This window comes from Pontibacter liquoris, from assembly GCF_022758235.1.
Classification (GTDB): domain Bacteria; phylum Bacteroidota; class Bacteroidia; order Cytophagales; family Hymenobacteraceae; genus Pontibacter; species Pontibacter liquoris.
In genome coordinates this window covers 1889414-1915052 of sequence record NZ_JALEBG010000001.1, presented here as the reverse complement: position 1 = coordinate 1915052, position 25639 = coordinate 1889414, and the positions used below count along the sequence as shown (strand labels likewise).

Sequence of the window (25639 nt, the reverse complement as noted above, 5' to 3'; positions counted from 1 at the left end):
TTACGAAAGCCCGCATCCGAAAGATAGCCACTCAGGCAGATTTTGACTGTTACACCCGAGTTTACCGGCCAGCCAGCTCGCAAATGGAATCCCTATTAACCTGGAATAAGAATCTGCAGTGCGCTAAAAGCCATATAAATCCGTAACTTTAAGCCCTGTATTTAGGCGGAGAAAGTGCCTGTTTTGTCTCTTCTCGGCCATAGATACTCTAATTTATACTTGCTAACATAACATCAAACTATGAGCACTGACATACGAAGCCTGGAACCAAAGGCTATGTGGAATCATTTTGCTGACCTGAATGCCGTTCCCAGGCCATCAAAGAAAGAAGAGCGTGTGATCCAGTTCATCAGAAACTTTGGCGAGCAGTTGGGCCTGCCCACATTGGTTGATGAAACGGGGAATGTGATCATCAAAAAACCGGCAACACCCGGTATGGAAGACCGCCAGACGGTAGCGCTGCAAAGCCACCTGGATATGGTGCACCAGAAAAATGCAAGCACCACCTTTGATTTCAATACCGAAGGCATCCGCATGTATGTGGACGGTGATTGGGTAAAAGCAGATGGCACCACCCTGGGTGCCGATAATGGCATTGGGGTGGCCAGCATTATGGCTTTGCTCTCTTCTACCGATATCCCACATCCTGCGCTGGAGGCCTTGTTTACCATAGATGAGGAAACAGGTATGACCGGGGCCATGAACCTGAAGGGCGGCTTGCTGGACGCTCCCATTATGCTGAACCTGGACACTGAAGACGACCGGGAGTTGACCATTGGGTGTGCCGGCGGTATAGATGTAACCGCAACCGGCCACTATACGCCCGAGCAGGCTCCGGCGGGCAGCAAAGGCTACAAACTAACAGTTAGAGGCTTAACCGGTGGCCACTCCGGCATGGACATTCACCTGGGACGTGGCAATGCTAACAAGCTCATGAACCGGTTGCTATTTCAGGCTACCGAAGAAACAGCTGTAAAGGTGAGCGCCCTGGATGGCGGTGGCTTACGCAACGCTATTCCGCGGGAGTCTTTTGCCATACTAGCGGTTGCTGCCGGCCAGGAAGAAGCATTTAAAAATTTGATAGTGCAGCAAACCCAGGTGCTGAAGGCCGAATACGCCACCACAGACCCTGCACTGGAAGTGGTGCTGGAACCAACAACCGTTCCCGCAATGGTATTACCGGCCGACTTTCAGCACAAGTTGCTGCGCGTGCTGTATACCTGCCCAAATGGTATTTACCGCCTCAGCCCCGACATCGAGAACCTGGTACAGACCAGCAATAATCTGGCACGGGTGCTGGTGCAGGAAGGCGGCTATACCATCATGTGCCTGACACGAAGTGCTGTAAATTCAGAGAAGCTGGACCTGGCTACTGCGATCCGGAGTGCGCTGGAATTGGCCGGTGCTGAGGTAAAGCTGACGGGTTCATACCCGGGCTGGACGCCTCGGCCGGAGGCAGCTATTGTGCAGATCATGACCAAGCTATACCGCGACATGTTCCAAAGCGAGCCCGACGTGAACGCCTGCCATGCCGGCCTGGAATGCGGCATACTTGGCGCCAACTACCCCGACATGGAAATGATCTCTTTCGGCCCTAATATTCGCGGAGCGCACTCGCCTGATGAGAAAGTGCAGATCAGCTCTGTGCAGAAATACTGGGGTTTCCTGCTCGAAACCCTCAAGCATATTCCGGCAAAAGAGGCATAATATACTTCAAGTGTTATACTTATAAATCACTTGCCATACTTATTAAAACAACAAAGCCGCTCTATAATTGGAGCGGCTTTGTTGTTTTACTGTGCGGCCGGGATGGTAAAGCCCAAATCGGTGCTGATGATAAAGGCGTGCAGGCCATCGCTGCGCCAGTACTGGGCAGCGCGCAACTCGATGCTTTTAAACAGGGAGTTGTTGCCCGAGAATGGCAGGTTGAATTTTGATATTCCAAAAAGCGGCGAATACCGCACCCCCATCCCTAACTTGTTACTTTGAAAGTCAGACAGGTCATAGTCCGATGTATAAAAGGCGTCAGCTATACTGTGTTCGGCATAGGGAGCAAAATAATCGGCGGCGGTTTGCGTGTAAAAGCGATAGAAGGGGTAAAAAGAAAAGAACGGCCCGATTTTAACTGGTGCTTCCACTTCCAAGGTATGCGATACAATGCCCCAATCATCATTATAAAACCGGTAAAACAGGCGGGTGGTCACATAATCGCTGGCAAAGTAGTTCAGGCGGATGCCCACCGGAAACTTAAAGCGGCTATCTGGCAGCTGCTCCACCGTATGGGCAGCATCATCGCGGAAGTATACCCGGTGAAACGGCGTTGAAAGCAAACCAGCCTGGTATACCAGGTCCGTGGAAACGGAGGCCTGCAAGCGGCGGTTAATGACCTGCGAGAGCGTCCCCGAGAAATTATAGGATTGCCGGTTTTTAGTCGGCACCAGGTCGCCCTGGCCGCGTAGCTCAATGGGGTAAATAATTTTCCAGGTATCAAAGAAAACCTCAGCTCCTAAACTCAGTTCCCGGTTGCCATCCAATGAGCCTTTCGACCAACCCGCACCCAGCGAGAAAGAAGTATAATCATACTCTTTTGATGCGCCCACATGAATACTTTTGATCACCCGGTGCAGGCTGTTGTTCCGGCTAAAGCCGATATTTATGTGCGTGCGGGTATCGGAACTGGAAGCCGACGAAACCGTGTAAGGATCTATTTTATCGGTGGAGGCGGATGAGTAAAAGTCCATCCCGAAATTTACGTTCAGATTCGTGACCGTATCCAGTGGCACATTGACGATGATGGTAGGCGTAACGTCGGTCAGCTCTTCGGTACCCACACCGCCCGTCACCGGCGAGTGGTTGCCGTCCTGGGTGTAATAACTGGCTAAAATGTTCACGTCGGCCGGTGGCAACTGCTGCACGCGTTGGTCTTTTGCGCTTTGCGCTCTTGCTGCTGTTGCTATGCCACAGGCCAGCAGCAGCACTGCATACTTTAGTTGCATCCGCACCCTCCTCCTACTTTGCCGCCATTGGCGCCGGAGCCTCCCTCGCGGTATGATTCAAAATTCACTTCAAAAGATTCGGACTTGTGCATGCTCAGTTGCATTTCCTCTTCGTTGAGGTAGGCTTTCTGGAAAGGTTTGACCGCTTCGCAACTGCTCATCAGCCCTAGCAGGCAGAGGCTGCCGAGTAGACATTTTAAAGGTGGATAAGATCGCTTCATCTGTTTTGGGTGTTTTCTTCACGGACTGCTCCGCTCGTTAACGGTTTGTTTTTATAGTAATGGAGCTGCAGGTTCTCAGAGGTCAGCAGTTCGTTATTTTCTGTGATCAACAGGCACTCCACTCCCTTGAGTTGGTTTACCAGCCGCAACCCTTCATCGGCGCCCAGCACCGATACAGCAGTGGCAAGCGCGTCGGCCAGCTCGGCATTGGCGCAAACCACGGTCACACTCTTGAGTCCTGATACGGGATAGCCTGTGCGCGGGTCGATGATGTGGGAATATCTTTTACCAGCCAGCTCCACATACTTTTCATAATTGCCCGAGGTCACCACGGCAATGTCATCAGCTGTCAGCCATGAGAAGACCTTGTCTTTTTCGGCCGGGTCGGCAATGCCCACATACCACGATTCGCCGGTAGCCTGCCGGCCCCAGGTGGTCAGATCGCCGGCCGCATTTACCACGCCGCCGGGTATGCCCATTTCGCGCATCACATCGCGGGCGCGGTTGGCCGCATAGCCTTTGCCGATGGCACCAAATCCGATCTTCATGCCTTTATTTTTGAGAAATACGCTGTGGTCCGCAGGGTTGAGGATGATGTTTTGATAACCGATCTTTTTAACGGAGGCGGCCACTTCTTCCGAGCTCGGAAGCTTTGTCATACTTCCGTCAAAGTGCCATACTTTGTCGATGGCTGCAAACGAAATATCGAATGCGCCGCCCGTGATGCGGGAGATGCGATTGCTGCGACTGATTAGCTCGTAGAGTTCCTCGTCGACCACTACCGGTTTAATGCCGGCGTTGCGGTTGATTTCGCTGGTCTGGGAAGTGGGTTGCCATTCGGAAATAAGCGCTTCGATGCGCTGTATCTCTTTCACGCCGGCAGCGATGGCTTCCCAAGCCAGCTGCTCGTCGGTGGTAACCGCAGCAAGTTCAAAACGGGTCCCCATCAGCAATAAAACCTTTTTATATTGCTGTGGCGTTTTGGTGGGCAGACGCTGTGCCTGCGCAAAATTGGTCAGGAGAAAAAGGCAAAGGAGAAAGAGGAAATATCTTTTGAGCATTTGAGCGTAAATATAGTATAAACACGAAGCCCATGCTGCAATAGTTGCAACATGGGCTTCCGTTTTAAAATATGCTATAAACTACTTACTTCAAAAGCGACTGCAGGTGCGTAACATACTTTTCAGCGCCGCCTGGCTGGTAGCCGGTTTTAGCCAGTACCTTACCATCAGCATCGGTTAATACCACCAGCGGAAAAATACCTTCCTTATCGTATTTGGCCGCCAGTTCTTCGTTCTGCTTCATCTGCTCTGCCGGCAATTGGTTTTTCTTGAATCGCGGAAAATCGAGCTCCAGCAACACCAGGTTATCTTTGGCATAGGCCTTAAAGGCTTCCGTATCCCATACTTCTTTCCGGAGCATAATGCAGGGCTTGCACCAGTCTGAACCAGCAAACACCATCATAATTGGCTTGTGCGTTTCTTTAGACAGTTTAGATGCCTCGGCATACGTATGCGTCCAGGTGGCAGGTGCCTCGTCGCCGGTGCCGGCAGCGTAGGTGTTGCTAAAAGTTAACAGCAATACTCCCATCAGCAGGGAAAGAAAAGTGGATCGTTTTTTCATGTTTCGGTTGTTTTTCATACTGGTTAGCCGTTATGCCGGTAGTATCTTTTGCATAAACATCGGTGGTAGCATTAAGTTCAACTATAGTGCCAAATCCATGCGTAAGGTGAAATATGGTGCAATTTATTCAAAGCAGTAGATATTGTTTATTTAACATAAAAAAGCGAAGACAGGTAGGCTATACTTGTCTTCGCTTTTTTGAAACCGCACAACAACTTGCAATGGTCAAACCGTGTTTTATACTTGCCAGAATTGTTTTTAGCTGTTATTCTTACTCCACTACTTTAAAGGCGGCTTCCTTTACATCGCGGGAGTTGGTGCCTACAAACACTTTAAAATCGCCGGGCTCCAGCACATACTCTAAGTCATTGTTATAGAACTTCAGATCATCCGGCGAGATATTGAACGTAATGGTTTTGGTTTCCCCTTTCTTTAGTGCGATCTTCTGAAAGCCTTTCAGTTCTTTAACCGGGCGTGTGATGGAGCCTACCACATCCTGCACATACAGCTGCACCACTTCTTCGCCATCGTAGTTACCGGTGTTCCTCACGACCACACTCACCTGCAGCGTTTCGGAAGGGTTAATGGCAGTTTTGCTGAGTTGGGGCGCAGCATAACTGAAGGAAGTATAGCTCAGCCCATAGCCAAAGGGATATAGCGGATCATTGGACACATCCATGTAGCGGGATTTATACTTGTCGAGCGGGTCGCCGGCAAAGGGGCGGCCTGTGCTTTTGTGGTTGTAAAAGAGTGGTATCTGCCCCACCACCTGCGGGAATGTTGTAGTAAGCTTGCCCGAAGGATTGTAGTTGCCAAACAGCACGTCGGCAATGGCATTGCCTGCTTCGGTACCGGCAAACCAGGTTTCCAGCATGGCGCTGGCATTCTGATCTTCCCAGGTAAGTGTGAGCGGGCGGCCGTTCATGAGCACGATCACAAGCGGCTTCCCTGTTTTCTTCAGCGCTTTGAGCAGGGCCAGTTGCTGGCCCGGCAGACCAATATCAGAGCGGCTGGCTGCTTCTCCCGTCATGCCCTGCGACTCTCCTACTGCTGCTACGATCACATCGGCTTTTTGAGCGGCTTTCACAGCTTCATCGATCATGGCTGTGGCAGATCGCTTGTCGATGTCGAGTTCACCGCCATGGGCATTCAGGCGCGCGATCATTTGCTGATCATCTGTAAAATTAGCGCCTTTGGCATACACAATCTTGACATTATTGCCTGCCACATTCCGGATACCCTGCTCCAGCGACACGGCCTGTTTCCAGTCGCCGGCGCCACTCCAGTTACCGATCATATCGCGCTGGTTTTTTGCCAGCGGGCCAATCAGGGCAATGGTTCCGGACTTTTTGAGCGGCAGTGTCTGCTTTTCGTTTTTGAGCAGGACCATACCTTTAGCAGCGATCTGGCGGGCTGCCTGCCGGTACTCGGGCTTCATCAGGGTTGCTTTGGCGCGGTTCTCATCCGTATACCGGTACGGATCTTCAAACAAGCCCAGTTTATACTTGGCCTCCAGAATGCGGCGGCAGGCTTTGTTTACATCCTCCTCCGTAACCTTGCCTTCTTGAATGAGCTGCGGCAAATGCTTGAGGAACACCTCGCCTACCATGTCCATGTCGATGCCGGCTTTCAGGGCAAGCGCGCCTACGGTCGCTTCATCTCCCAGGCCGTGGGCCATCAGCTCATTTATCGCCGTATAATCTGTTACCACAAACCCATCGAAGCCCCACTTGCCGCGCAGCAGGTCCGTCATCAGCCATTTGTTTGCCGTAGCCGGTACGCCGTTTATGTCGTTAAACGAAGACATCACACTGCCCACGCCGGCATCGATGGCCGCTTTGTAAGGAGGCAGGTACTCGTTGAACATGCGGTTAAGGCTCATGTCCACGCTGTTGTAATCACGACCGGCTTCGCCCGCACCATACAGGGCAAAGTGTTTCACGCAGGCCATCACTGTATTGCTGGCAGCCAGGTCCTGGCCCTGGTAGCCATGCACCATCGCTTTGGCCACTTCCGAACCCAGGTAAGGATCTTCCCCGGCGCCTTCGGCAATGCGGCCCCAACGCGGATCCCGGGCTATATCCACCATAGGCGAGTAGACCCAGTTCAGACCATCGGCGCTCGCTTCTTCGGCGGCAATGCGGGCACTGCTCTCCACCGCGGCCATATCCCAGCTGGTGGATAGCCCCAAAGGGATCGGGAATATGGTGCGGTGCCCGTGAATGACGTCGTAGCCGAAAATAAGCGGAATTTTAAGGCGCGTGTTGTTTACTGCAAACTCCTGCAGTTTACGGGCAGCCACTGGCGTATAGGTATTAAATACCCCGCCCACGTTGCCCTTGCGGATGTTCTCATCCACGTTTTGGCTTACAACCGGTCCTGTTACATCAAAGCCAACTGCCAGCAGGTTCAGCTGCCCGATCTTCTCGTCCAGCGTCATTTTGGACATCAGCTCATCTATAAACCGTGTCATTTCAGGATCAGCGGACGTAGGCTGTTGCTGGGCTTGCTGCGGCGTCTGGTTTTGCGTTTGTGCTTGTGTCTGCTCCGGGGCTTCTTTCTGCGTCTGGCAACTTGCCAGGCAGTAGGCCAAAACGAAAGCTGTAAGTATGGTTCGCTTCATAGGTATGGCAATTATTTAAGTAAGTATGGCGTCAAAGCTTTTTTCCAGATTTGGTAGCCTTTGTTGTTCATGTGCAGACTGTCTTCCAGGAAGATCTCGGGTTTGGGCTTTCCGTTCTTGTTCAGCATAGGCGTGTAGACATCCACAAACCGGGCGTTGGTTTGCCGGGCCAGGTACTGCCGGATCAGCTTGTTCGCTTCTAGCACCTCCGGTTTAAACGCCATGCGCGAGGGGCTTGGCTTGATCGAAATATACACAATGGGCACTTGCGGCAGTTGCTTGCGTATGCCGGTAAACACCTGTTTAAAACGCGCCAGCACCTCCGGGGCTTTAATAGCGTCGGTTGCAATGTCGTTCTCGCCGGAGTACATCACGATCTGTTTTGGCTTATAGGGGAACACGATATCGGGCAGGTAGCGCTGCAGGTCGGCCAGGGTGGAGCCGCCAAAACCCCGGTTAATCACCGTATAGTCCGGCAGCATCTGCTGCATGTCCTGCCACATCCGGATGGAGGAGCTGCCTGTAAAAAGTATGGCTTGCTGCGGGGGCATCTGCAGGCTGTCCTGCTGCTTAAAAGCCTGTATCTCGTCCCAATAGGCCGGTTTTTGCTCCTGCGCATTTGCCTGAGGAAGTATAAAGCCGGCTACCAAGAGCCACACCAGGTGTAAAAGTAATTTTCGTGTCATCTATTTTCCTTTTTTTATTTTATTTACTGCTTTTGTTATTTCGGGATTACTCATAAAAAGCTTCCAAATCAGCCCGCTGCGGTAATTTTCGATCATGACCGTTACAGGCGCCTGGTTCAGGCCCATGAACAAGGGCGACACCCAGTTCTCGTCCAAATTAAAAGCGTCGCGAAAGCCATAGCTGCCCCACAGAAATTTACCATAATTACGGTAATAATGCGCAAGTGCCTGCCTCGACTCTTCTGGAGTATACGGAAAGGAAGCCAGGGCGCCAGTGGGCGTCATTTTGCCCGAATCGGCATGTGGCACGGGCTCGTTGGCAGCATAACCCCAGGGACCATCACTGGCCGTTAAGCCCCAGCTGTTTTCGCCGTAGCCCTGGTGATGTGCCGGGTTCTCAATACAGTATCTATAATTTATGCGGGCAATGGCGCGGTTGTTCTCAAAGTAGTTGGTATACTTGTCGGTAAGCTGGTGCGGGTCTGCGCCCATAAACGAGTAGTGCACAAAAAAGAGCGGGCCGCCGTTGGATACACCTACCGGTAATTTCACACCAAAATACGTATTGCCGTTCGTATACATGGCTCCTTCCTTCGTCTGGCCCCAGTCGGTGCGGTACTGCTGCGCTTTTGGGCTCTGGCTGGCCCATCCGCTGTAGTACATACTGGCCGGGACGCTGTGCGTGGGCGAAGCGATGGCAAGCAGGTACACGATCATCGTTTCGTTCCAGCCGATCAGCTGGTGGCTCAGCACCCAGGCCTGGTCCGGCGACCAATGCCAGGTCAGGTAATCAGTTTCAGGCTTTTTCCGGAACCAGTCCCATTCCACGCCACGCCATAGTTTAGTTATCGTATCGCGGATCGCTTTCTCCTGCGGATCATTATGAGAAAAGTAGGCTTTTGCGGCCAGCAACCCCTGCATCAGGAAAGCGGTTTCCACCAGGTCGGCGCCATTGTCTTTTGGTCCGAAGAAAGGCACCACTTTGCCTGTCTCACCGCTGATAAAGTGCGAAAAGGCACCGTGGAATTTTTCTGCTTTGTCCAGGAACTGCACAATCTGGCTAAACCTGGCCACGCCTTGCTCCCGCGTGATCCAGCCCCGCTCCATGCCAACCAGGATGGCCATCAAACCAAACCCTGAAGCGCCGGAAGCGATCATGGTGCGCCGGCCCGGAATGTTCTCGAGCGCCAGTCCGCTGTTGGGTTCTGCGCCTTCCCAATAATAACGAAAATTTGCTTCCTGCACCATTGCCAGCAGTTCCTCGTTGGTCATGGGCCGGGTGGAAGCTTTTATACTTTCGGAGGGCTTGGTGGCCGCAAAAGTATCATCTAATAAGCTGATCCGGTAGTAAAACGTTTGCCCCACGGTGTCCACATAATCGGCATAGCGCTGGTACAGGGGCAGCTGCATGGCTACAGGCTTAAATGTTTTGTTATCCGAAGAGCAGTATACCTGCACGTAGCGCACGGCCGGATCGGAGATCTTTTCCCAAGCCAGATCCACGTGCTTTTCATACCCTTTTGCCTGCAGTAATTTTGGAATTGCTTTAATACTTGTTTCCGGATGCTGCGGCTGCAATTCCAGCTGATCCAGGTATAATTCATGGTGTTTGCCATCATCGGATTGTTGCTGATAAGCTACCACATCCACCTCGTCCGGCTTCCCGAACGAGAGCCCTTTAAACGCGCTGAGTGGCACCTCTACCCGCAGCCACTCCCCTGTTTTATACTTGCTGATGTAGGGTTGCAACGACACGGCTTCCGACAGCTTTTTAGCTTCCCGCATACCTATAGCAATAGCAGGCAATTCCGACACAACCGTTTGCGACTTCACCAAAAGGTAAAACACGAGCTTTTCCTGCGGCCTGAAAAAGTCCACGCCACGCAGCGGATGGTAGAGCACCTGCGCCTGCCATTTGCCGCCTTTTGCCGAGGTGTACTGCAGTTCCAGGGCATTGCCAGGGGTAAAAAACAGGTCTTCTGAAACGGGCAGTTTGCCGGTGCTGTTCTTCACCCAACTGGGCGAAGTATAGCTGGCTGAGGAGTAAAAGTAATTCTCCGGCATCAGGCTGTTATCAAAAAAAACCCGGGTATAAGGCGTTTCCTGCGCCAGTGCCGGCAGCCGCAAACAGAGGGCCAAAATTACAAATGCGGTATACTTCATACGTTGTGAAGCCATATAGCTGTAATGCGTGCTAAAGTTTATTTTGCCTAAGCCAGTAGCGTAACTGCTTTCCAACAGCTTCACTCCTGCCCTTTTAAATAGCTCCTGATTTGCTGACGCGGGTTTGTAACCCGTGTCTTACGTATCCAGTCGGATGTATAATTCGATTGGGGTAACCGCCCGAAGTATAACCGCTTACGAGATTGCACGCCCTCAAAACACTTCCGTCTTTATCTGTAGGCAACCACTTCTAAGGGAAACGCTTCCTATACACCAGGAGAACGAACCTATTCTACCTTCATCACTTTCGTTCTTTTGGACACGCCATTCTCATTAAATGACTCCACAGCAAAATAATACTGCTGCTCTACGTTCAGGCTTCGCAGGTAGAGTGAATTGTCGCCATACACCATCCAGGAGCTATAGAGTTTGTCCGGCGCAATGCCCCAGAGCACGTTATAGCCTTGGCTGCCGGGTTGTTTTTCCCAGGAGATGCGCGCATTACGGCGGTCCTGTTCCCGCTTAACGGCGAACTTTTTTACCTGCGAAGGCACTTTGCCTTGCCCGATACCAAACACGCGTAGGCCCGAAATAGCCAGATTAGGAGTAGGAACATTGCGATTTCGGTAGCGTACATACCTTACTGTGGCTGGGGTTGGCAGCTCCACATAATCATTGGGTACATCTTTTTTGTTTTCTTTCCGGTCCACCAACGTTATCCAGCTTTTGCCGTCTTTGGACCCTTCGATTACATACTGGTGATACAGCCCGGGCACTTTACCATAGATATCCGATTTATAGTCATGGTAGTTTACCTGCACGGCGTATACTTTAGCAGGTTTCTGCAGATCGATCTCTATCCACTGCTGGTCATCGTTCTTTTCGGCTACCCAGAAAGTTCGGATGTTCTCGTCCACCAGGTTTTCGGCTCCGAATTTTTCAAGGGTAGACGACACTTTAACCGGTTTGTTATAAGAGAGCACCATCCAGCCCGCAAACTGCCCCGGCTTTTCCGATGCATCCGGCGCAAAATGCGGGTAGTCGCCAAAATAGGTGTTGACGTACATCAGATCGTCTTTATCGAAATACGCCGGGAACATGTTGATGCGCCGCTCCCAGTTCACATTAACCGAGATGGAGGCAGAAGCGAAATGCCAATAATGGCCGTTCGGACCTACCACCGTGCTGCCGTGGCCTGCCCCGTTGGCAAAGCCGCCCGGCTTATAGGATATCGGGTTGTTGGGTGCGTAGGTAAAAGGCCCCAGCGGATGCTCGCTGATGTATACGCCATCGCCATACACGTTAAATTCCGTGCCCGGCGCTGCATACTGCAGGTAGTATTTGCCATTGTGCTTTGTCATCCAGGGGCCTTCGATGTAGCCGCGGGCCGTATCGGCGTGGTTTTCGCCGAACCGATCCCAACCATGTTTGGCGGGATCAAGCTTAAACAGTTCATAAGTTTTCTCAGAAGGCCGGAAACGGTGGTTTCGCTCCAGCGTCTTAGCCCGGATCGGGAAAACATTGGATGATCCCCAGTACATATACGCCTGCCCGTCATCATCTATAAACAGGTCAGGGTCCTGCAGATCGTTCAGGATGGAAGGCACGCCTTTCCAGTCGCCTTTTTTCGGATTATCCGTATACAGAATGCTCATGGAACCTGATGGGTCACCGGCCACATACAGCACGGAATCTTTGTAGTTATGCGCGGCTGGGGCGTTGGAGCCCTGGAAATACCATTTTTCGGGCGTGATAAAGTTCCAGTGCAGCAGGTCCGTGGAATGCCAGTAGCCCATGGAACGGGTAACAAACATGTAATATTCGTCCCGGAATTTCACCACGGCAGGATCAGCACCCGAACGGTATGAGATATCCTGATTCGAATTATAAATAGCGTATGTATAATCTATGTTCAGCGGATTGCAATACGTACGCATCTGCTGTGGCGGTGCCTGCCCGAAGGCGCTTACAACAGGCCAAAAAGCAAAAACAAAGTATAAAAGGTAAAGCTGTTTCTTCATAGGAATTAATTTATCACTTTAATTTTGGGCTTTCAAAATCCAGCTTCCGGAGGCCAGTTTGTACTTCAGGGCAGCTCATAAACAAATCCCAGAGCAGGCCGCTGCGGGCATTTTCCAGCATTACCACTTCCGGTCCCTGGTCGATGCCGAGGTAGCGCTGCGGAAACCAATTCTTTTCCTCGCTGAAGGCATCATAAAAGCCATACTTGCCCCATACTTTTTTTCCCAGGTCTTCATACAGATGCCGGATCACTTTCATGGACTCCCCGGGCGTGTAAGGATAAGAGGAAATGGCAGCCGTCGGAGAAATCACACCCAGATCATTGGTGGGACTGTGGCCGGCGTACCCATCTACGGAGTAGCTGGAGGTGAGGCCCCAGCAATTTTCGCCATACCCTTTAAAATGTTTCGGGTTGTCTTTTGCATAAGCCACATTCACCAAGGTATGATTCTTATTATGCTCCCAGTAATCGGCATAGCGGTCTTTGAGACCTAGCGGATCGAGGCCAAGATAAGAATAATGCGCCCAGAACAGTGGCCCGACACTGCCGGGATGATCATTATGTGCCAGCGCGATCTTATAGCCGTAAGGGGTAGCATTGGCGCGGATGGCGCCGTTGCGGGCCCAGCCTTCGTGGTATACTTCGGCAGGCACGGTGTGCGTAGGCGAGGCCGCTGCCAGCACATACATCACAAGGCACTCGTTATACCCCTTCACGGGGAAATTCATCACCCAGGCCTTATCCGGAGACCAATGCCAGTAGAGCACATTTTGACCATTACGGTACCAGTCCCATTCCACCCCGCGCCAGAGCTTATCGAGCTGCGCTGCCAGCGCTTTCTCTTCGGCATTGCCCTGGGCAAAATACTGCCGCACACACAACATGCCCTGGACTAGAAAAGCTGTTTCCACCAGATCGCCACCGTCATCGTTCTTACTGAAAGGCTTTACTTTGCCCGTTTCTCCTTCCAACCAATGCGGCCAGGCACCATGAAAGCGGTCAGCTTTCTCCAGGAAATTCGTGATCTGCTGCAGGCGCCGGAAACCCTGCTCACGGGTAATGAAGCCGCGCTCTATACCTACCAGAATGCCCATCATGCCAAAGCCTGTTGCCCCGATAGCCACCACACGTTGATCGTTCTGCGGGTACTCATTGTCGAGGTGAATGCGCTCAGGGGCAGCGCCGGAGTTTGGCTCGGCACCATCCCAGAAGTACTGAAAAGTGTTTTGCTGCACTTTGGTGAGGAGTTCTTCGTCGCTGAGCCTGGCGGTGTCAGGTGCTGATGTGGTTGTATCGCTTGCAACTATATCAGTGGTTGCTGTGGCTGAAGTATCAGCACTCTTGTTATGACAGCTATACAGCCACAGAGGCAGTGAGAGGAGTAAGTATAACGGTTTTCTCATAGTTCGAGCTTCTTTAAAGTATAGCCAGCGTACAGGCTTGTAAATCACTAGTTACCAGATTAAAATGAAGTTACAGGATCAATTTAAAAATTACGTATTTACAGCCATACTAGTGCAGGTAAACCACAAGTTCTTTTGCAACAGCAGCCGTGCTTAGCACCAGTTTATACTTGCCCGGTATTACTTCTTTGCCAAACTCCACCTGCTGCAAGCCATTTGGCTGCACCTGCTTGTCCCAGATGATTTCTGCCAGGGCACCATCCACTTTTATGAGTTCCAGGGTATAACTTCCCCCCTCGCTCGTGGCCACAGCTACCTGGTAGGCATCCCGGTCAGGATGACGTAGCAGGTCTGTCCAGCCTTTCTGCATATCGGGCACAGCCAGCGGAAAACCCGTCGCATAAGTTGGCTGATGCATACCTGCCTTAACTAAACCAGCATATATCTCGGGCAGCTCCGTAAAAAGGCCCCAGAGCAAGCCGCTTCTGTAGTTTTCGATCATCACCACGATCGGCCCCTGGTCGATGGCCAGGTGATCTGTTGCGACCCAATTCCGGGCTTTATTGTGGGCATTTTTTAAACCATAGGTTCCGGCCAGTTGATTTTTGAGGCTACCATAAAAATAGCGCAACGCCTGCATGCTGTAGTAGGGTGTGTAGGGGAAAGACGAAAGGGCAGCCGTCGGGGATATCGTGCCGTTATCGTTTCCGGGAGCATGGGCCCTGTAGCCATCAGGGTCATCAGAAGCCGTCAGGCCCCAGTAATTATCGGAGTAGCCGTATGCTTTTGGGGCGAAATAAAGGCAATACGAGCGGTTGGCCATGGTATGGTTTATATTCTGCAGCCAATAAGAAGTATAGCTGTCTTCCAGTTGTTTCGGATCGAGGCTCAGGAAGGAATAATGGGCAAAGAATAATGGTCCTCCAAAATTGGGCCCCATCTTTAAAGTATAGCCGCCATACTGCTGCGCTGCACCAAAGTTCTGCCCTATCCATGTATTCTGATAGGTAGCTGCCGTAATCGGATGCGTGGGAGAAGAAAGGGCCAGGATATAGGTATTCAGGGCCTCGTTCCACCCCCGGATGGGCATGTTCATCTTCCAGGTATAGGTGGGGCTCCAATGCCAGTATAGTAAGCCATCCCCGCGGGAAGCGTACCAGTCCCACTCCACCGATTCCCAAAGTTGGGCTATTTTATCACGCAGTTCGGCCTCTGCTCCTGCCCCGTTAAAATATGCGCGCGCCGTAAGCAGGCCGTTTATCAGGTAGGCTGTTTCCACCAGGTCGCCTCCATTGTCTTTCGTACCGAAAGGAATGACACGGCCCGAATTGCCATTAATCCAGTGCGGCCAGGCGCCATGAAACCGATCGGCACTAGCCAGAAAAGTTGTCAGTTTGGTTAATCGCGCTACTGCTTCGGTTCTGCTTATCCAGCCGCGGTTTACGCCCACAATGATCGCCTGCACGCCGAAACCGGTGCCCCCAGTCGTTACCACATCGCCGGAACCTGTACGCTCCCGCGCCATACCAGACGTGGGATGAGCATATTCCCAGAAATAACCCAGGGTGGCCTGCTGCACCTCATCCAGTAGCGCTTTATCCTCATCCACCGTTGGGGATGCTGGTACTTCGGGCGTTGCCGGAACTTTCGCAGGCCTATTTTCCTCCTCCTTACAAGATGCCATCCAGCAGCAAAAAACAAGCAGCAACCCGCATTTTCTTAGTCTCATTTAGAAGTATAAACGGCTATTAAGTTCAAAACGTACGACGCTTTTTAGGGCGCCGCACGTTTTGAAACCTGTTGCTATTAATAACCGGGGTTCTGGGTTAAAACTCCTCCGCTCAGATCGATTTGCCGCTGCGGGATGGGAAACACTTCGTTTTTGCCTGCTACAAAATGCTTGCCTTGCGCCTGCAATACTTCTGCTGCTCTGCCCTGGCGCACCAGATCGAAGAAACGGTCGCCATTTTCCAGGGCCAGCTCCACGCGGCGCTCGTGCCAGATGATCATGCGAAGCTCTTCCTGCGAAGTAGTTGTTGCCGGGGTCAGACCCGCTCTTTCACGTACCTGGTTCAGGGCATCCAGCGCCTCCTGCGTATTGCCCAGTTCGTTGGCAGCTTCGGCATGCATCAGCAGCACCTCGGCATAGCGGATCACCCGGATGTTCTGATCTTTGCCATAGCCACACTCCTGGGTTACGAAGCTGGGCACGTATGCTTTCTGGTTATAACGTGGGTTTGGTGCAGTAGTAGTGATCACATCCCCTTCTGGCGTCTTTTCTCCTCTGAACAGGATGGTGACCTCCATGCGTTCGTCCCCTTTCTCAAAGGCATCAACCAGGTCCTGGGTTGGCTCTACAAAGCCCCATCCAAACTGGTTGCGCACGCCCTGTACTTCTGACCACTGGCTATTGGAGGCATCGCAGTTACCCGGAATCGTCTGCGCCTGCACCTCAAAGATCGACTCCTGGTTATTCTCGCCGGAAAGTTTAAAGATATCAGCATACTTAGGAGTCAACGAATACCCTAAGCCAATTACCTGCTGGGTCAGGCTCATAACTTCATTCCAGTTGCTTTGGTACATCTGCACTTTAGCCAGCAGCGCCAGGGCTGCCCCTTTCGTTGCGCGGCCTACGTTGGCGGCATCATAGCTGGGTGGCAGCACCTGTACCGCTTCTGTCAGATCCGCTATAATCTGCGCATAGACTTCCTCACGCGATGCACGGGCTGGGTTTAGTTGCTCGGGCGTTTCCTGTTCTTTTCCTACAGGTACACTGGTTCGCAAGGGCACTCCACCGAAGGTTCTGACCAGGTTGAAGTAGTGGAAGGCCCGCAGAAATTTGGCTTCGGCAATGAGGCGGGCTTTCAGGTTCTCGTCCATTGAAATGGCTGGGATATTTGTAATGGACTGGTTGGCCAGGTTAATGCCTTGGTATTGGCCTGTCCAGAAGCCATTCAGCTGCCCTTCGGTAGAGGTAAGCGTAAAGTCATCGAAGGTATCCAGAAAACCGGCATCGCCGGGAACGCTGCCTTTCTCGGCATTATCGGAGGATATGGTAGTAACAGCCAGCCAAGGGAAAACAAACACGTTAAAGTCCTTCAGGTTACCATAAATAGCGCTCACGGATTGGATTGCCTGGTCGGATGTTACAAAAAAATTCTCGCTGACTGTGCTTCCTTCTGGCTCCACATCCAAAAAGGAATCACCGCAGGAATAGAGGCCACCCAGGGCTAGCACCCCGGCCAGAAGTAGCGTATTGCGCTTCGTTTTAAAAACTATATTTTTCATATGATTAACTTAGTGCTTATTAGAAAGTAACGTTAACGCCTAAATTGTAAGTAGCCGAAAGCGGGTAAACATTCAGGTCCACGCCCTGGCTGATGGGCGATCCACCGATCTCAGGCGAAAAGCCATTATAATCGAACAGCGTTATGGCATTCTGCGCGTTCACATACACCCGGAAAGCTTGCATTTTCCACTTCTCAATCACGCCTGTGGGCAGGTTGTAGCCCAGTTGTATATTTCTCAATCGAACGTAAGCGCCACTTTCCACATAGAAATCATTCGGGTCCAGGTTGCCGCCGGTCAGGTCGGCAGAAGGATATGAATTGGAAGTTCCGGCGCCGTGCCAGCGGTTGTCATAAAAGTCCTTGGAGTAATTTTCGTTGCCGTAGCGCGTATTGCGATTTCCGTTATATACATCCACGTCAGCCACTCCCTGAACATCCACCTGCAGGTCGAAACTCTTGTAAGTAAAGCCGGAGTTGAAACCATAGACCAGCCCGGCATTCGGATTGCCAATGATTGTTTTGTCTCTGCTATCAATTACGCCATCGCCGTTCAGATCTCTGTAGCGAAAATCACCCGGCGCTATGGAACCACTGTTTGCCTGTGCAGATTCGGCAATCTCCTGTTCATTCTGGAAAATACCGTCTACAATGTAGCCATAGTAGGAGCCGATCGGGTCGCCCACACGCGAGATGGTCACCTGGTAACCCCCTACAGGTAAATTGCCATTGAACAGCGCATTGTTGCCGGTGGTGAGCTCTGTAACCTCATTCTTATTGGTAGAGATATTCACACCTAAGTTGTAGCTGAAATCATCACCCACATTGTCGCTCCAGCCTGCCACTACCTCAAAACCACGGTTACGGAATGTGGCAAAGTTGCCGGTTATTTCGTTGCTTAAGAGGCCTGCAGAACCTAAAATCGGAACTGTAAAAATGGCATTCTCGGTTTTCTTATTATACCAGTCGGCCTCCAGTGTCAGGCGATTATTTAAAAAGCCCATCTCCGCACCCAGGTCTGTTTCCTTCACATTCTCCCACAACAGCGTAGGTGGTACAATACTAGCTATACTTCTGCCGATAGAGGGCACTCCTCCAAAAACGGCAGTATAGCTGCCTGGGTCTGATACTAACAGCGTAAAAATATTGGACGGGATCTGGTTGTTACCGAGTTTTCCCCAGCTAGCCCGCAATTTCAGGTTATCGAATATAGTCTGGTTCTTCATAAAGGATTCTTCTGTTACACGCCAGCCCAAACCGATAGAGGGAAAATAGTCCCAGCGGTCGCTTTTCGGAAACTTGGAGGAACCATCGTAACGCAGCGTAGCTGTAAGCAGGTACTTGTCCTGGAAGCTATAGTTCACGCGGCCAAAGTAGGAAGCAAAAGTATAGCGGTCGCCGGTATTTGTTATGTCAAACGTTTCCGGGTCACCCAGGCTTAGGTAAAGGTTGGCTTCCGATTCAAATGGCACATCGTTGGCAGACCCCGCGAACAGCTCCGAGCGGTTTTCCTGAGAGGAAATACCCACCAGCGCGGTTATATCATTGTCACCAATAGTCTTATTGTAGGTAAGCGTGTTTTCCCACAGCCAGCTTGTGGTTTTGCTGCGCGATTTGGTTAAGGTGCTGCGCTGGGCTTTCTGCACTGTGGTCAGCGAATCGGCCGCTATGTAATTGCGGTATTGATCAATACCATAATCGATACCTAAGCTGGTGCGGAATGTGAGCGCATCCAGGAACGAGATTTCGGCAAACGCATTACCATTCAGGCGCTGCCCCTGCGATTTCTGGTTATACCAGTCGAGAGATGCCTGCGGGTTGGCAAAGTCGCCCAATCCGATATCAGCAGGATCGCCGTAGTTGCCATTAGCTTTAAAAATCGGAAGTACCGGAGGCGCGACAAAAGCCTGGTAAAAGATAGTGCTCGGAATATCATTGGATTTATAGTCGTAGAAGATGGCGCTATACCCAACCTTGATGTTCTTTGTGAAGTTAATATCGGTTTGCAGGCGGGCGGTAATCTTTTCATAATCATTGCCTTTCACAATGCCTTCTTGGTTTAAATAGCCTGCGCTAAGCGTGTAGGTCACTTTATCCGAGCCACCTGCGGCCATTACCTGGTGGTTGTGCACCAGGGCATTCCGCAGTATCTGATCATACCAGTCGGTGGAGGGGTTGTTTGCACCCACCTGGTTGGTGCCTTGTTTCTCGTTGATCAGGGTTGCATATTCCTGCGCATTGGCCAGTTCCAGCTTATTGGTAACGCGCTGCGTGCCCACATACCCGTTATAGCTCACCCGCATTTGGCCGGCTGCGCCACGCTTGGTGGTGACCAGTACCACGCCATTTGCTGCCCGCACCCCGTAAATAGCCGCACTCGAAGCATCTTTCAAAATCTCCATCGACTCGATATCCGCCGGGTTCAGAAAGCTCAGGTCGCTTACAAAGGTACCATCTACCACATAAAGCGGTTGTGTACCGCCCTGAGCAGAACCTACCCCACGGATACGGATCTGCGGAGAGGAACCAGGCGCTCCCGAATTGGTGATCTGTACGCCGGCTACTTTTCCCTGTAGTGCACTAACCGGGTTCTGAGTAGCCTGCCTGGCGATGGTTTCGCCTTTCACTGAAGAGATCGAACCAGTTACGTCGCGTTTCTCCTGGGTACCATATCCTACCACAACCACTTCCTTCAGCTGTTCGGCATTTACCCCTAGCTTCACGTTCAGGGTCGTCTGGTTATTGATCGGTACTTCCTGCCGGTTATAGCCTAAGTAATCCACTACAAGGGTTCCATCGGCCGGGGCCGAAAGGGTAAATGCGCCTGTAGCGTCGGTTTGCGTTCCTGTGCTGGTGCCCTTCACCGACACGCCTGCTCCAATAAGCGGCTGCCCCGTAGTTGCGTCCGTAACATTACCCTGCACGGTAATGGTATTCTGCGCATATAAAAAGGGAACATAGAGCAAGGAAAGAAATAAAAGTAAAATGTACTTCTTCATATAAATTCGTTAAGGTTAAAGTATAGCGGACTGTGATCAAAAGCATTCAAAATCTATTCTTGGGGTTTGCTCGCCTTGTTCCCTTCTCCTGCTGGTGATAAGACATGAACCTGGAAACAGGCAATAATTAGTTGCGGCAGCTATAAGCCAGTTTTATATACGCGCCAGGTATGCATTTGATAACCCTTAACTGCATGAAAAAACCGCAATTGCAGGATTTAGAACAACTTATAAGGACCACTTTTCTGAAAAAGGTGCATGTGATGCCTCACAGTACCATTTGCCAGTCGATCTCTTTTTTGTATAGCGGTCTGAGGGCTGCTGAAATGGAGGCAGCATTGGTAACTTGGGTTAATCAAACGGGAGCTGGCAGGGAGCATGAATACACTTACCGGAAATCCATATTGGGATTAATAAGCAGGGCTGTACTTCTGATCAGAAATAATCGCCGGGCGGCCTTTCTCCTAAACAGACTTTCAACAGCTTCGTTAGCAGGTATAACAACCTCGTATCCTATGAAAGAATACCTTCCCATTGCTGATTATGGCCTGATCGGCAACATGCATACCACCGCCCTGGTATCGCTGGCGGGCTCTATTGATTACCTGCCTTTTACCCGCTTCGACTCCCCTACTATTTTTGCCGCCTTGCTGGACAAAGACAAAGGCGGATACTGGCAACTGCAGCCAACCAACCCCAACACGAAATTCAAGCAGCTCTACCTGCCTGACACAGGCATTCTGCTTACCCGTTTCTTTACGCCGGATGGCATTGCCGAACTCACCGACTTTATGCCCATGAAGCAGAAAGGGGGAAATTGTGCGGTGGTGCGTTCGATTAAGGTGATCAAAGGAAAGATCCGGTTTAAAATGGCTTGCAAACCCCGCTTCGACTATGCCCGCGCACCGCATGAGCTGGTGCGGGAAGATGGCACCTCCTTTTTCCGGAGCAAAGGCACAGATGGCGTGCAGTTCCGGTTTATTACAGATCAGAAAACACAGGAGCAGAACGGAGACCTCTACGGAGAGTGGGACCTGGAGCAGGGCAATAAAGCGCACTTTGTGATCGAGGCTGTCCCACAGGAAGAAACCAGTTTTGATCGCTCTGACCTGGTCCATTATATCGACAAATCCTTTAAACATACGGTTGCTTTCTGGCGCGAGTGGATCGGGCAGTGCACATATAATGGGCGCTGGCGCGATATGGTGCTGCGCTCCGCCATCACACTCAAACTGCTTACCTCACGGGAGTATGGCTCCACTATTGCAGCCGCTACCTTTGGCTTGCCCGAGTTAATTGGGGGTGTGCGTAACTGGGATTACCGTTATACCTGGATACGGGATACCGCCTTTACCATGTATGCTTTTCTCAAGCTTGGGTTTATGGGAGAAGCAACCCAATTTCTGGAATGGCTTATGCAGCGCTGCCTTGATCTGAAGGAGGCGGAAGAATTACAACTCATGTATGCGGTAGATGGCCAGAAGCAACTGGCAGAGTATGACCTGGAGAGCCTCTCCGGCTATATGAACTCGGCCCCTGTACGTATCGGCAACGACGCGTACAAACAGTTTCAGCTCGATATTTACGGTGAGCTGATCGATACACTGTTCCTCTTCAACAAGCATGGTGGCCCTATAACCTATGAGTTCTGGAAATATGTTAGCCTTTTCGTGGATTATGTGGTAGACCACTGGCAGGATAATGACCACGGCATCTGGGAGGTGCGCGACGAGAAAAAAGATTTTCTTTATTCGAAAGTGATGGCGTGGGTTGCACTGGACAGAGGTATAAAAATTGCCGAGAGCCGCTCTTTCCCTGCTCCCCTGGAAAAATGGCTGCAGACCCGCAACGAGATTTACAAGGAGATCTATAACAACTACTGGAACGAGGAACTGCAATCGTTTGTGCAATCGAAAGGGGCCGATGTGCTGGATGCCTCGGTACTCATGATGCCACTGGTGCGGATGTTCAGCCCGGCCGAGCCCCGCTGGCAAGCAACCCTTAAAGCCATCGAAAAGTATCTCGTCACGGACACGCTGGTATACCGGTACAATCTCGGCTCGGGCGCTACCGATGGGCTCGACGGTTTAGAAGGCACGTTCAGCATCTGCTCGTTCTGGTATATTGAAAATCTTGCCAAAGCAGGGTTCGATGTGGAGGCACGGCTGCAATTCGAAAAAATGCTGGGCTATGCCAATCACTTAGGCCTTTATTCGGAGCAGATCGGGCTACAGGGCGAGCTGCTAGGTAATTTTCCGCAGGCTTTTACGCACCTTGCCCTGATCAGCGCAGCGCTCCAGCTCAACGACAACCTCTCGGATCCGGCAAGAGCAACCGTTACCTGACCGCACAGGGATAGTCCCAGTTAAGTATAAACTGTGCTAAAAAACTTATGTATACTTGACTTTTTATTTTTATCATCGTATAATTACGATGATAAAGAACTAACCTTCATGGGCGCTACAAAAGAAGCCGTATTTACACCCGCCGACCTCACCCTGGCAAGGTATGCCAAAGCGCTGGGCCACCCGGCGCGCATCGCCATACTTCATGTTTTGCTGGAGCGTAACAGCTGCATATGCGGCGATCTGGTAGATGAGCTCCCCCTTTCGCAATCCACGGTATCGCAGCATCTGAAAGAATTAAAGGAAGCGGGCTTGATCAAAGGGGATATTGATGGTAAAAAGATTTGCTATTGTATCGACGAAAAGGCCTGGCGCCATGCCCAGCACCTGCTGCAGGTCATGTTCAGCAGCTATACTTCCTGCACCGCCTCCTGCTGCTAAAAAATTTGTTTTAATTGATCGTAATATACCGATAATCTTAAAAAGGTAAATTTTATGAATAACGCAGAAGAACTCAAGAAATTAGTAAAGGACAAGTACAGCGAAATTGCCCTGCAGAGCAAAGCGCAGAACGAAGCTTCCTGCTGCGGCGCCACCGGCTGCTGCACCGTAGATTATGCCATCTTTGCTGATAATTATACCCAGTTGGAAGGCTATAACTCGGATGCGGACCTTGGCCTTGGCTGTGGCGTACCAACCGAGTTTGCCCAAATCAAGATAGGCGACACCGTACTTGACCTGGGATCGGGCGCCGGCAACGACTGCTTTATGGCCCGTGCCTTGGTGGGCGAAAGCGGCAAGGTCATTGGCGTGGATATGACGGAAGCCATGATTGCAAAAGCCCGCGAGAATGCCGACAAGCTCCAATTTAACAATGTGGAATTCCGCCAGGGCGAGATCGAGCACCTGCCGCTTGCAGCTAACCGGGTAGATGTGGTGATCAGTAACTGTGTTCTGAACCTGGTTCCCGACAAACAAAAAGCTTTTGCGGAAACATTCCGGGTGCTGAAGCCGGGCGGCCATTTCAGTATTTCGGATGTTGTGCTGGTGGGTGAGCTGCCGCAGGGCATTGTGCAGGCCAGCGAAATGTATGCAGGCTGTGTATCTGGCGCGATTCAGAAAGAAGCTTACCTGCGCATCATCCAAGAAGCAGGGTTTGAAAACATCACTGTGCAGAAAGAAAAAGCCATTCACGTGCCGGATGAAATCCTGAAAGACTACCTCGATGAAGCCGGTATCCAACAGTTTCGCCAAAGCGAGACAGGCATCTTCAGTATCACGGTGTATGGCGACAAACCCCTGGAAGGCGCCTGCTGCGCCCCCGGCTGTTGCTAACTCTTAAGCTATAAAGTATAAAATGTAAGAAACGGGTTTGTAACCAGAGGCCTTGTAGTATACGCTCCGGTTTATAACCTTTTCTAACGCTGTGTTCGGCACGGTCATGGATTCCTGCGCCAGGTAAGATTCCATGACCGGATATAAACAGACACCATTTATGGACCATTGTACCCCTGCGCATAACCGCAAAGAACTTAGTTTCCTAGACCGCTACCTGACACTCTGGATCTTACTGGCGATGCTGCTGGGCGTAGGCCTTGGTTATTTTATACCCGGTAGTTCCGGCTACATCCATTCGCTTTCCAGTGGCACGACCAATATTCCCATTGCGATCGGGCTAATCCTGATGTTGTATCCGCCATTGGCCAAAGTCAACTATAGGTTACTTCCCCGCGTGTTCCGCAATGTAAAAGTAATCACGCTGTCGCTGGTGCTCAACTGGGTGGTGGGGCCGCTGCTGATGTTTATACTTGCCATTACCTTTCTGCACGATTACCCCGCATACATGACGGGCCTCATCCTTATTGGCCTGGCCAGATGCATTGCAATGGTACTGGTATGGAATGATCTGGCAGAGGGCAGCCGGGAATATGCCGCTGGACTTGTGGCGCTGAATAGTGTGTTTCAAGTATTCATTTACAGTTTCTATGCCTGGTTGTTCATCACAATACTTCCACCCCTGTTCGGGTTCGAAGGCGCGATGGTAGATATCAGGATAGGCGTGATCGCTGAGAGTGTAGCGTTCTATTTAGGAATCCCATTTGCGGCTGGTATACTTAGCCGGCTTATACTGGTGCCCCTAAAAGGAGAAGCATGGTACCAGAACAAGTTCATTCCGGCTATCTCCCCTATCACGCTTATTTCGCTGCTATTTACCATTGTGATCATGTTCAGTTTAAAAGGCGGATTGATCGTGCAAATTCCATTGGATGTTTTGCGCATCGCCTTGCCCCTGGCTTTATACTTTGCCCTGATGTTTTTGCTAAGCTTTATCGCCGGCAAGGCAGCGGGCGCCAGTTATGCCGAAACCACCTCAGTAGCATTTACAGCGGCGGGTAATAATTTCGAGCTAGCCATTGCAGTAGCCATTGCGGTGTTTGGCTTAAACTCAGGGCAGGCTTTTGCCGGTGTGGTAGGTCCGCTGGTTGAAGTTCCTGCTCTGATCGCCCTGGTGAATGTGGCCTTCTGGTTCCGCCGCAAATATTATCCTTTTCCTGCCACTGCCAAAAAAAACACGCCACTTCCTTAATCCACCCTGTTTAACCTTTTACCCAAATACCCATATGACCATCGCGCTCTTCTCTGACGTACACGCGAATCTTCCGGCATTGCAAGCCATGTTTGCCGATATGGAATTACACCGTCCGGATGCTATTTACTGCCTCGGCGATTTGGTGGGGTATAATAGCTGGCCAAACGAAGTAATAAACGAGATGCGCCGCAGGGGCATACCCACTATTGCCGGTAACTACGATGAAGGGATAGGCAACACAAGCGATGCCTGTGGCTGTGCCTATAAAACCGATGAAGACAAGGCCATGGGAAGTATTTCCATTGCTTATACTAATGCACAGGTGCAGCCACAGGAACGCAGCTACCTTCAAACCCTACCAGCCCACATCCGGGTAAGCTTTCATATAGCAGGCCGGCCGCTAAACCTGATGCTGGTACACGGCAGCCCCCGCCGGATAAACGAGTACCTATTTGAAGACCGCGATGAAAAAAGCTTGCTTCGGATTTTAAAAGAGGCTGATGCGGATATTTTGTGCTTCGGACACACGCACAAGCCATTTCATCGTAGCTTGCCCGAAGAGAAAGAAGGAAAATACATCTATCGCTATGCGCAATAGAAGCTAGCCCGCTGCCCGACAAATATGCCGATATGCTCCGCAAAGCCTATTAACGCTGCTTACCCCTGCTCAGCGCTTATCC

General features: G+C 51.2%; 18 protein-coding genes. 6 read left to right on the top strand and 12 right to left on the bottom strand.

The genetic code is table 11. The annotated features are described in order from the left end of the window. Positions 1 to 240 precede the first annotated feature (240 nt). Complete coding sequence (locus LWL52_RS07930; protein WP_242918614.1) at positions 241 to 1707, top strand: aminoacyl-histidine dipeptidase; 1467 nt, start codon at positions 241 to 243, stop codon at positions 1705 to 1707. An 86-nt stretch (positions 1708 to 1793) separates the two neighbouring features. Here the strand turns inward: LWL52_RS07930 and LWL52_RS07925 are convergent, their stop codons facing one another. The 12 genes from LWL52_RS07925 to LWL52_RS07870 all read right to left on the bottom strand — a co-directional run bounded on the left by LWL52_RS07925 (position 1794) and on the right by LWL52_RS07870 (position 20024). After that, positions 1794 to 2996, bottom strand: coding sequence for a DUF3570 domain-containing protein (locus LWL52_RS07925; RefSeq protein ID WP_242918612.1), 1203 nt, complete (start codon positions 2994 to 2996; stop codon positions 1794 to 1796). Further along, positions 2987 to 3157 carry a DUF4266 domain-containing protein gene (locus tag LWL52_RS07920; protein ID WP_437179352.1) on the bottom strand — a complete coding sequence of 57 codons (171 nt, stop codon included), beginning with the start codon at positions 3155 to 3157 and terminating at the stop codon, positions 2987 to 2989. Before LWL52_RS07920 ends, LWL52_RS07925 begins: the two co-directional genes overlap by 10 nt. Before the next feature lie 56 nt (positions 3158 to 3213). Then, positions 3214 to 4278 (bottom strand): FAD:protein FMN transferase, encoded by a 1065-nt coding sequence (locus LWL52_RS07915; protein ID WP_242918608.1) that lies wholly within the window; start codon positions 4276 to 4278, stop codon positions 3214 to 3216. An 85-nt stretch (positions 4279 to 4363) separates the two neighbouring features. Beyond that, complete coding sequence (locus LWL52_RS07910; protein WP_242918606.1) at positions 4364 to 4858, bottom strand: thioredoxin family protein; 495 nt, start codon at positions 4856 to 4858, stop codon at positions 4364 to 4366. A 253-nt stretch (positions 4859 to 5111) separates the two neighbouring features. Continuing rightward, entirely contained in the window at positions 5112 to 7463 is a 2352-nt protein-coding gene (gene bglX / locus LWL52_RS07905; protein WP_242918604.1) for a beta-glucosidase BglX, read from the bottom strand. 11 nt (positions 7464 to 7474) lie between these two features. Continuing rightward, complete coding sequence (locus LWL52_RS07900) at positions 7475 to 8149, bottom strand: SGNH/GDSL hydrolase family protein (RefSeq protein WP_242918602.1); 675 nt, start codon at positions 8147 to 8149, stop codon at positions 7475 to 7477. Further along, positions 8150 to 10327: a glucoamylase family protein gene (locus LWL52_RS07895; RefSeq protein ID WP_242918600.1), complete on the bottom strand. Its 2178-nt coding sequence runs from the start codon at positions 10325 to 10327 to the stop codon at positions 8150 to 8152. Between the two features lie 272 nt (positions 10328 to 10599). Further along, positions 10600 to 12333 carry a family 43 glycosylhydrolase gene (locus LWL52_RS07890; RefSeq protein WP_242918598.1) on the bottom strand — a complete coding sequence of 578 codons (1734 nt, stop codon included), beginning with the start codon at positions 12331 to 12333 and terminating at the stop codon, positions 10600 to 10602. 13 nt (positions 12334 to 12346) lie between these two features. Continuing rightward, on the bottom strand, positions 12347 to 13738 hold the full coding sequence (locus LWL52_RS07885; protein WP_242918596.1) for a glucoamylase family protein: 1392 nt from the start codon (positions 13736 to 13738) through the stop codon (positions 12347 to 12349). Between the two features lie 109 nt (positions 13739 to 13847). Beyond that, positions 13848 to 15347 carry a glucoamylase family protein gene (locus LWL52_RS07880; RefSeq protein ID WP_242918594.1) on the bottom strand — a complete coding sequence of 500 codons (1500 nt, stop codon included), beginning with the start codon at positions 15345 to 15347 and terminating at the stop codon, positions 13848 to 13850. A gap of 197 nt (positions 15348 to 15544) precedes the next feature. After that, a complete protein-coding gene (locus LWL52_RS07875) occupies positions 15545 to 17026 on the bottom strand; it encodes a RagB/SusD family nutrient uptake outer membrane protein (RefSeq protein WP_242918592.1) in 1482 nt (493 codons plus the stop codon). A gap of 19 nt (positions 17027 to 17045) precedes the next feature. Continuing rightward, the gene (locus tag LWL52_RS07870) at positions 17046 to 20024 is read right to left on the bottom strand and encodes a SusC/RagA family TonB-linked outer membrane protein (protein ID WP_242918590.1); all 2979 of its coding nucleotides are present in this window, start codon (positions 20022 to 20024) and stop codon (positions 17046 to 17048) included. Positions 20025 to 20539: 515 nt separating this feature from the next. Between LWL52_RS07870 and LWL52_RS07865 the strand changes: the two genes are divergently transcribed. From LWL52_RS07865 to LWL52_RS07845, 5 genes are all read left to right on the top strand, one after another. Beyond that, complete coding sequence (locus LWL52_RS07865) at positions 20540 to 22369, top strand: glycoside hydrolase family 15 protein (protein WP_242918588.1); 1830 nt, start codon at positions 20540 to 20542, stop codon at positions 22367 to 22369. Positions 22370 to 22477: 108 nt separating this feature from the next. Beyond that, positions 22478 to 22810, top strand: coding sequence for an ArsR/SmtB family transcription factor (locus LWL52_RS07860; protein ID WP_242918586.1), 333 nt, complete (start codon positions 22478 to 22480; stop codon positions 22808 to 22810). A gap of 54 nt (positions 22811 to 22864) precedes the next feature. Beyond that, a complete protein-coding gene (locus LWL52_RS07855) occupies positions 22865 to 23704 on the top strand; it encodes an arsenite methyltransferase (RefSeq protein ID WP_242918584.1) in 840 nt (279 codons plus the stop codon). A 133-nt stretch (positions 23705 to 23837) separates the two neighbouring features. Next, the gene (gene arsB, locus LWL52_RS07850; protein WP_302467788.1) at positions 23838 to 24956 is read left to right on the top strand and encodes an ACR3 family arsenite efflux transporter; all 1119 of its coding nucleotides are present in this window, start codon (positions 23838 to 23840) and stop codon (positions 24954 to 24956) included. A 34-nt stretch (positions 24957 to 24990) separates the two neighbouring features. Then, entirely contained in the window at positions 24991 to 25557 is a 567-nt protein-coding gene (locus LWL52_RS07845) for a metallophosphoesterase family protein (protein ID WP_367615676.1), read from the top strand. Positions 25558 to 25639: the final 82 nt, after the last annotated feature.

What these genes read in the sequence shown, in the direction of transcription:
- arsB (WP_302467788.1), top strand. Translation starts at nt 23,838, where the DNA reads ATGACCGGATATAAACAGACACCATTTATGGACCATTGTACCCCTGCG.
- LWL52_RS07920 (WP_437179352.1), bottom strand. Translation starts at nt 3,157, where the DNA reads ATGAGCAGTTGCGAAGCGGTCAAACCTTTCCAGAAAGCCTACCTCAAC.
- LWL52_RS07895 (WP_242918600.1), bottom strand. Translation starts at nt 10,327, where the DNA reads ATGGCTTCACAACGTATGAAGTATACCGCATTTGTAATTTTGGCCCTC.
- LWL52_RS07910 (WP_242918606.1), bottom strand. Translation starts at nt 4,858, where the DNA reads ATGAAAAACAACCGAAACATGAAAAAACGATCCACTTTTCTTTCCCTG.
- bglX (WP_242918604.1), bottom strand. Translation starts at nt 7,463, where the DNA reads ATGAAGCGAACCATACTTACAGCTTTCGTTTTGGCCTACTGCCTGGCA.
- LWL52_RS07855 (WP_242918584.1), top strand. Translation starts at nt 22,865, where the DNA reads ATGAATAACGCAGAAGAACTCAAGAAATTAGTAAAGGACAAGTACAGC.
- LWL52_RS07865 (WP_242918588.1), top strand. Translation starts at nt 20,540, where the DNA reads ATGAAAGAATACCTTCCCATTGCTGATTATGGCCTGATCGGCAACATG.
- LWL52_RS07870 (WP_242918590.1), bottom strand. Translation starts at nt 20,024, where the DNA reads ATGAAGAAGTACATTTTACTTTTATTTCTTTCCTTGCTCTATGTTCCC.
- LWL52_RS07875 (WP_242918592.1), bottom strand. Translation starts at nt 17,026, where the DNA reads ATGAAAAATATAGTTTTTAAAACGAAGCGCAATACGCTACTTCTGGCC.
- LWL52_RS07885 (WP_242918596.1), bottom strand. Translation starts at nt 13,738, where the DNA reads ATGAGAAAACCGTTATACTTACTCCTCTCACTGCCTCTGTGGCTGTAT.
- LWL52_RS07845 (WP_367615676.1), top strand. Translation starts at nt 24,991, where the DNA reads ATGACCATCGCGCTCTTCTCTGACGTACACGCGAATCTTCCGGCATTG.
- LWL52_RS07915 (WP_242918608.1), bottom strand. Translation starts at nt 4,278, where the DNA reads ATGCTCAAAAGATATTTCCTCTTTCTCCTTTGCCTTTTTCTCCTGACC.
- LWL52_RS07860 (WP_242918586.1), top strand. Translation starts at nt 22,478, where the DNA reads ATGGGCGCTACAAAAGAAGCCGTATTTACACCCGCCGACCTCACCCTG.
- LWL52_RS07925 (WP_242918612.1), bottom strand. Translation starts at nt 2,996, where the DNA reads ATGCAACTAAAGTATGCAGTGCTGCTGCTGGCCTGTGGCATAGCAACA.
- LWL52_RS07930 (WP_242918614.1), top strand. Translation starts at nt 241, where the DNA reads ATGAGCACTGACATACGAAGCCTGGAACCAAAGGCTATGTGGAATCAT.
- LWL52_RS07900 (WP_242918602.1), bottom strand. Translation starts at nt 8,149, where the DNA reads ATGACACGAAAATTACTTTTACACCTGGTGTGGCTCTTGGTAGCCGGC.
- LWL52_RS07890 (WP_242918598.1), bottom strand. Translation starts at nt 12,333, where the DNA reads ATGAAGAAACAGCTTTACCTTTTATACTTTGTTTTTGCTTTTTGGCCT.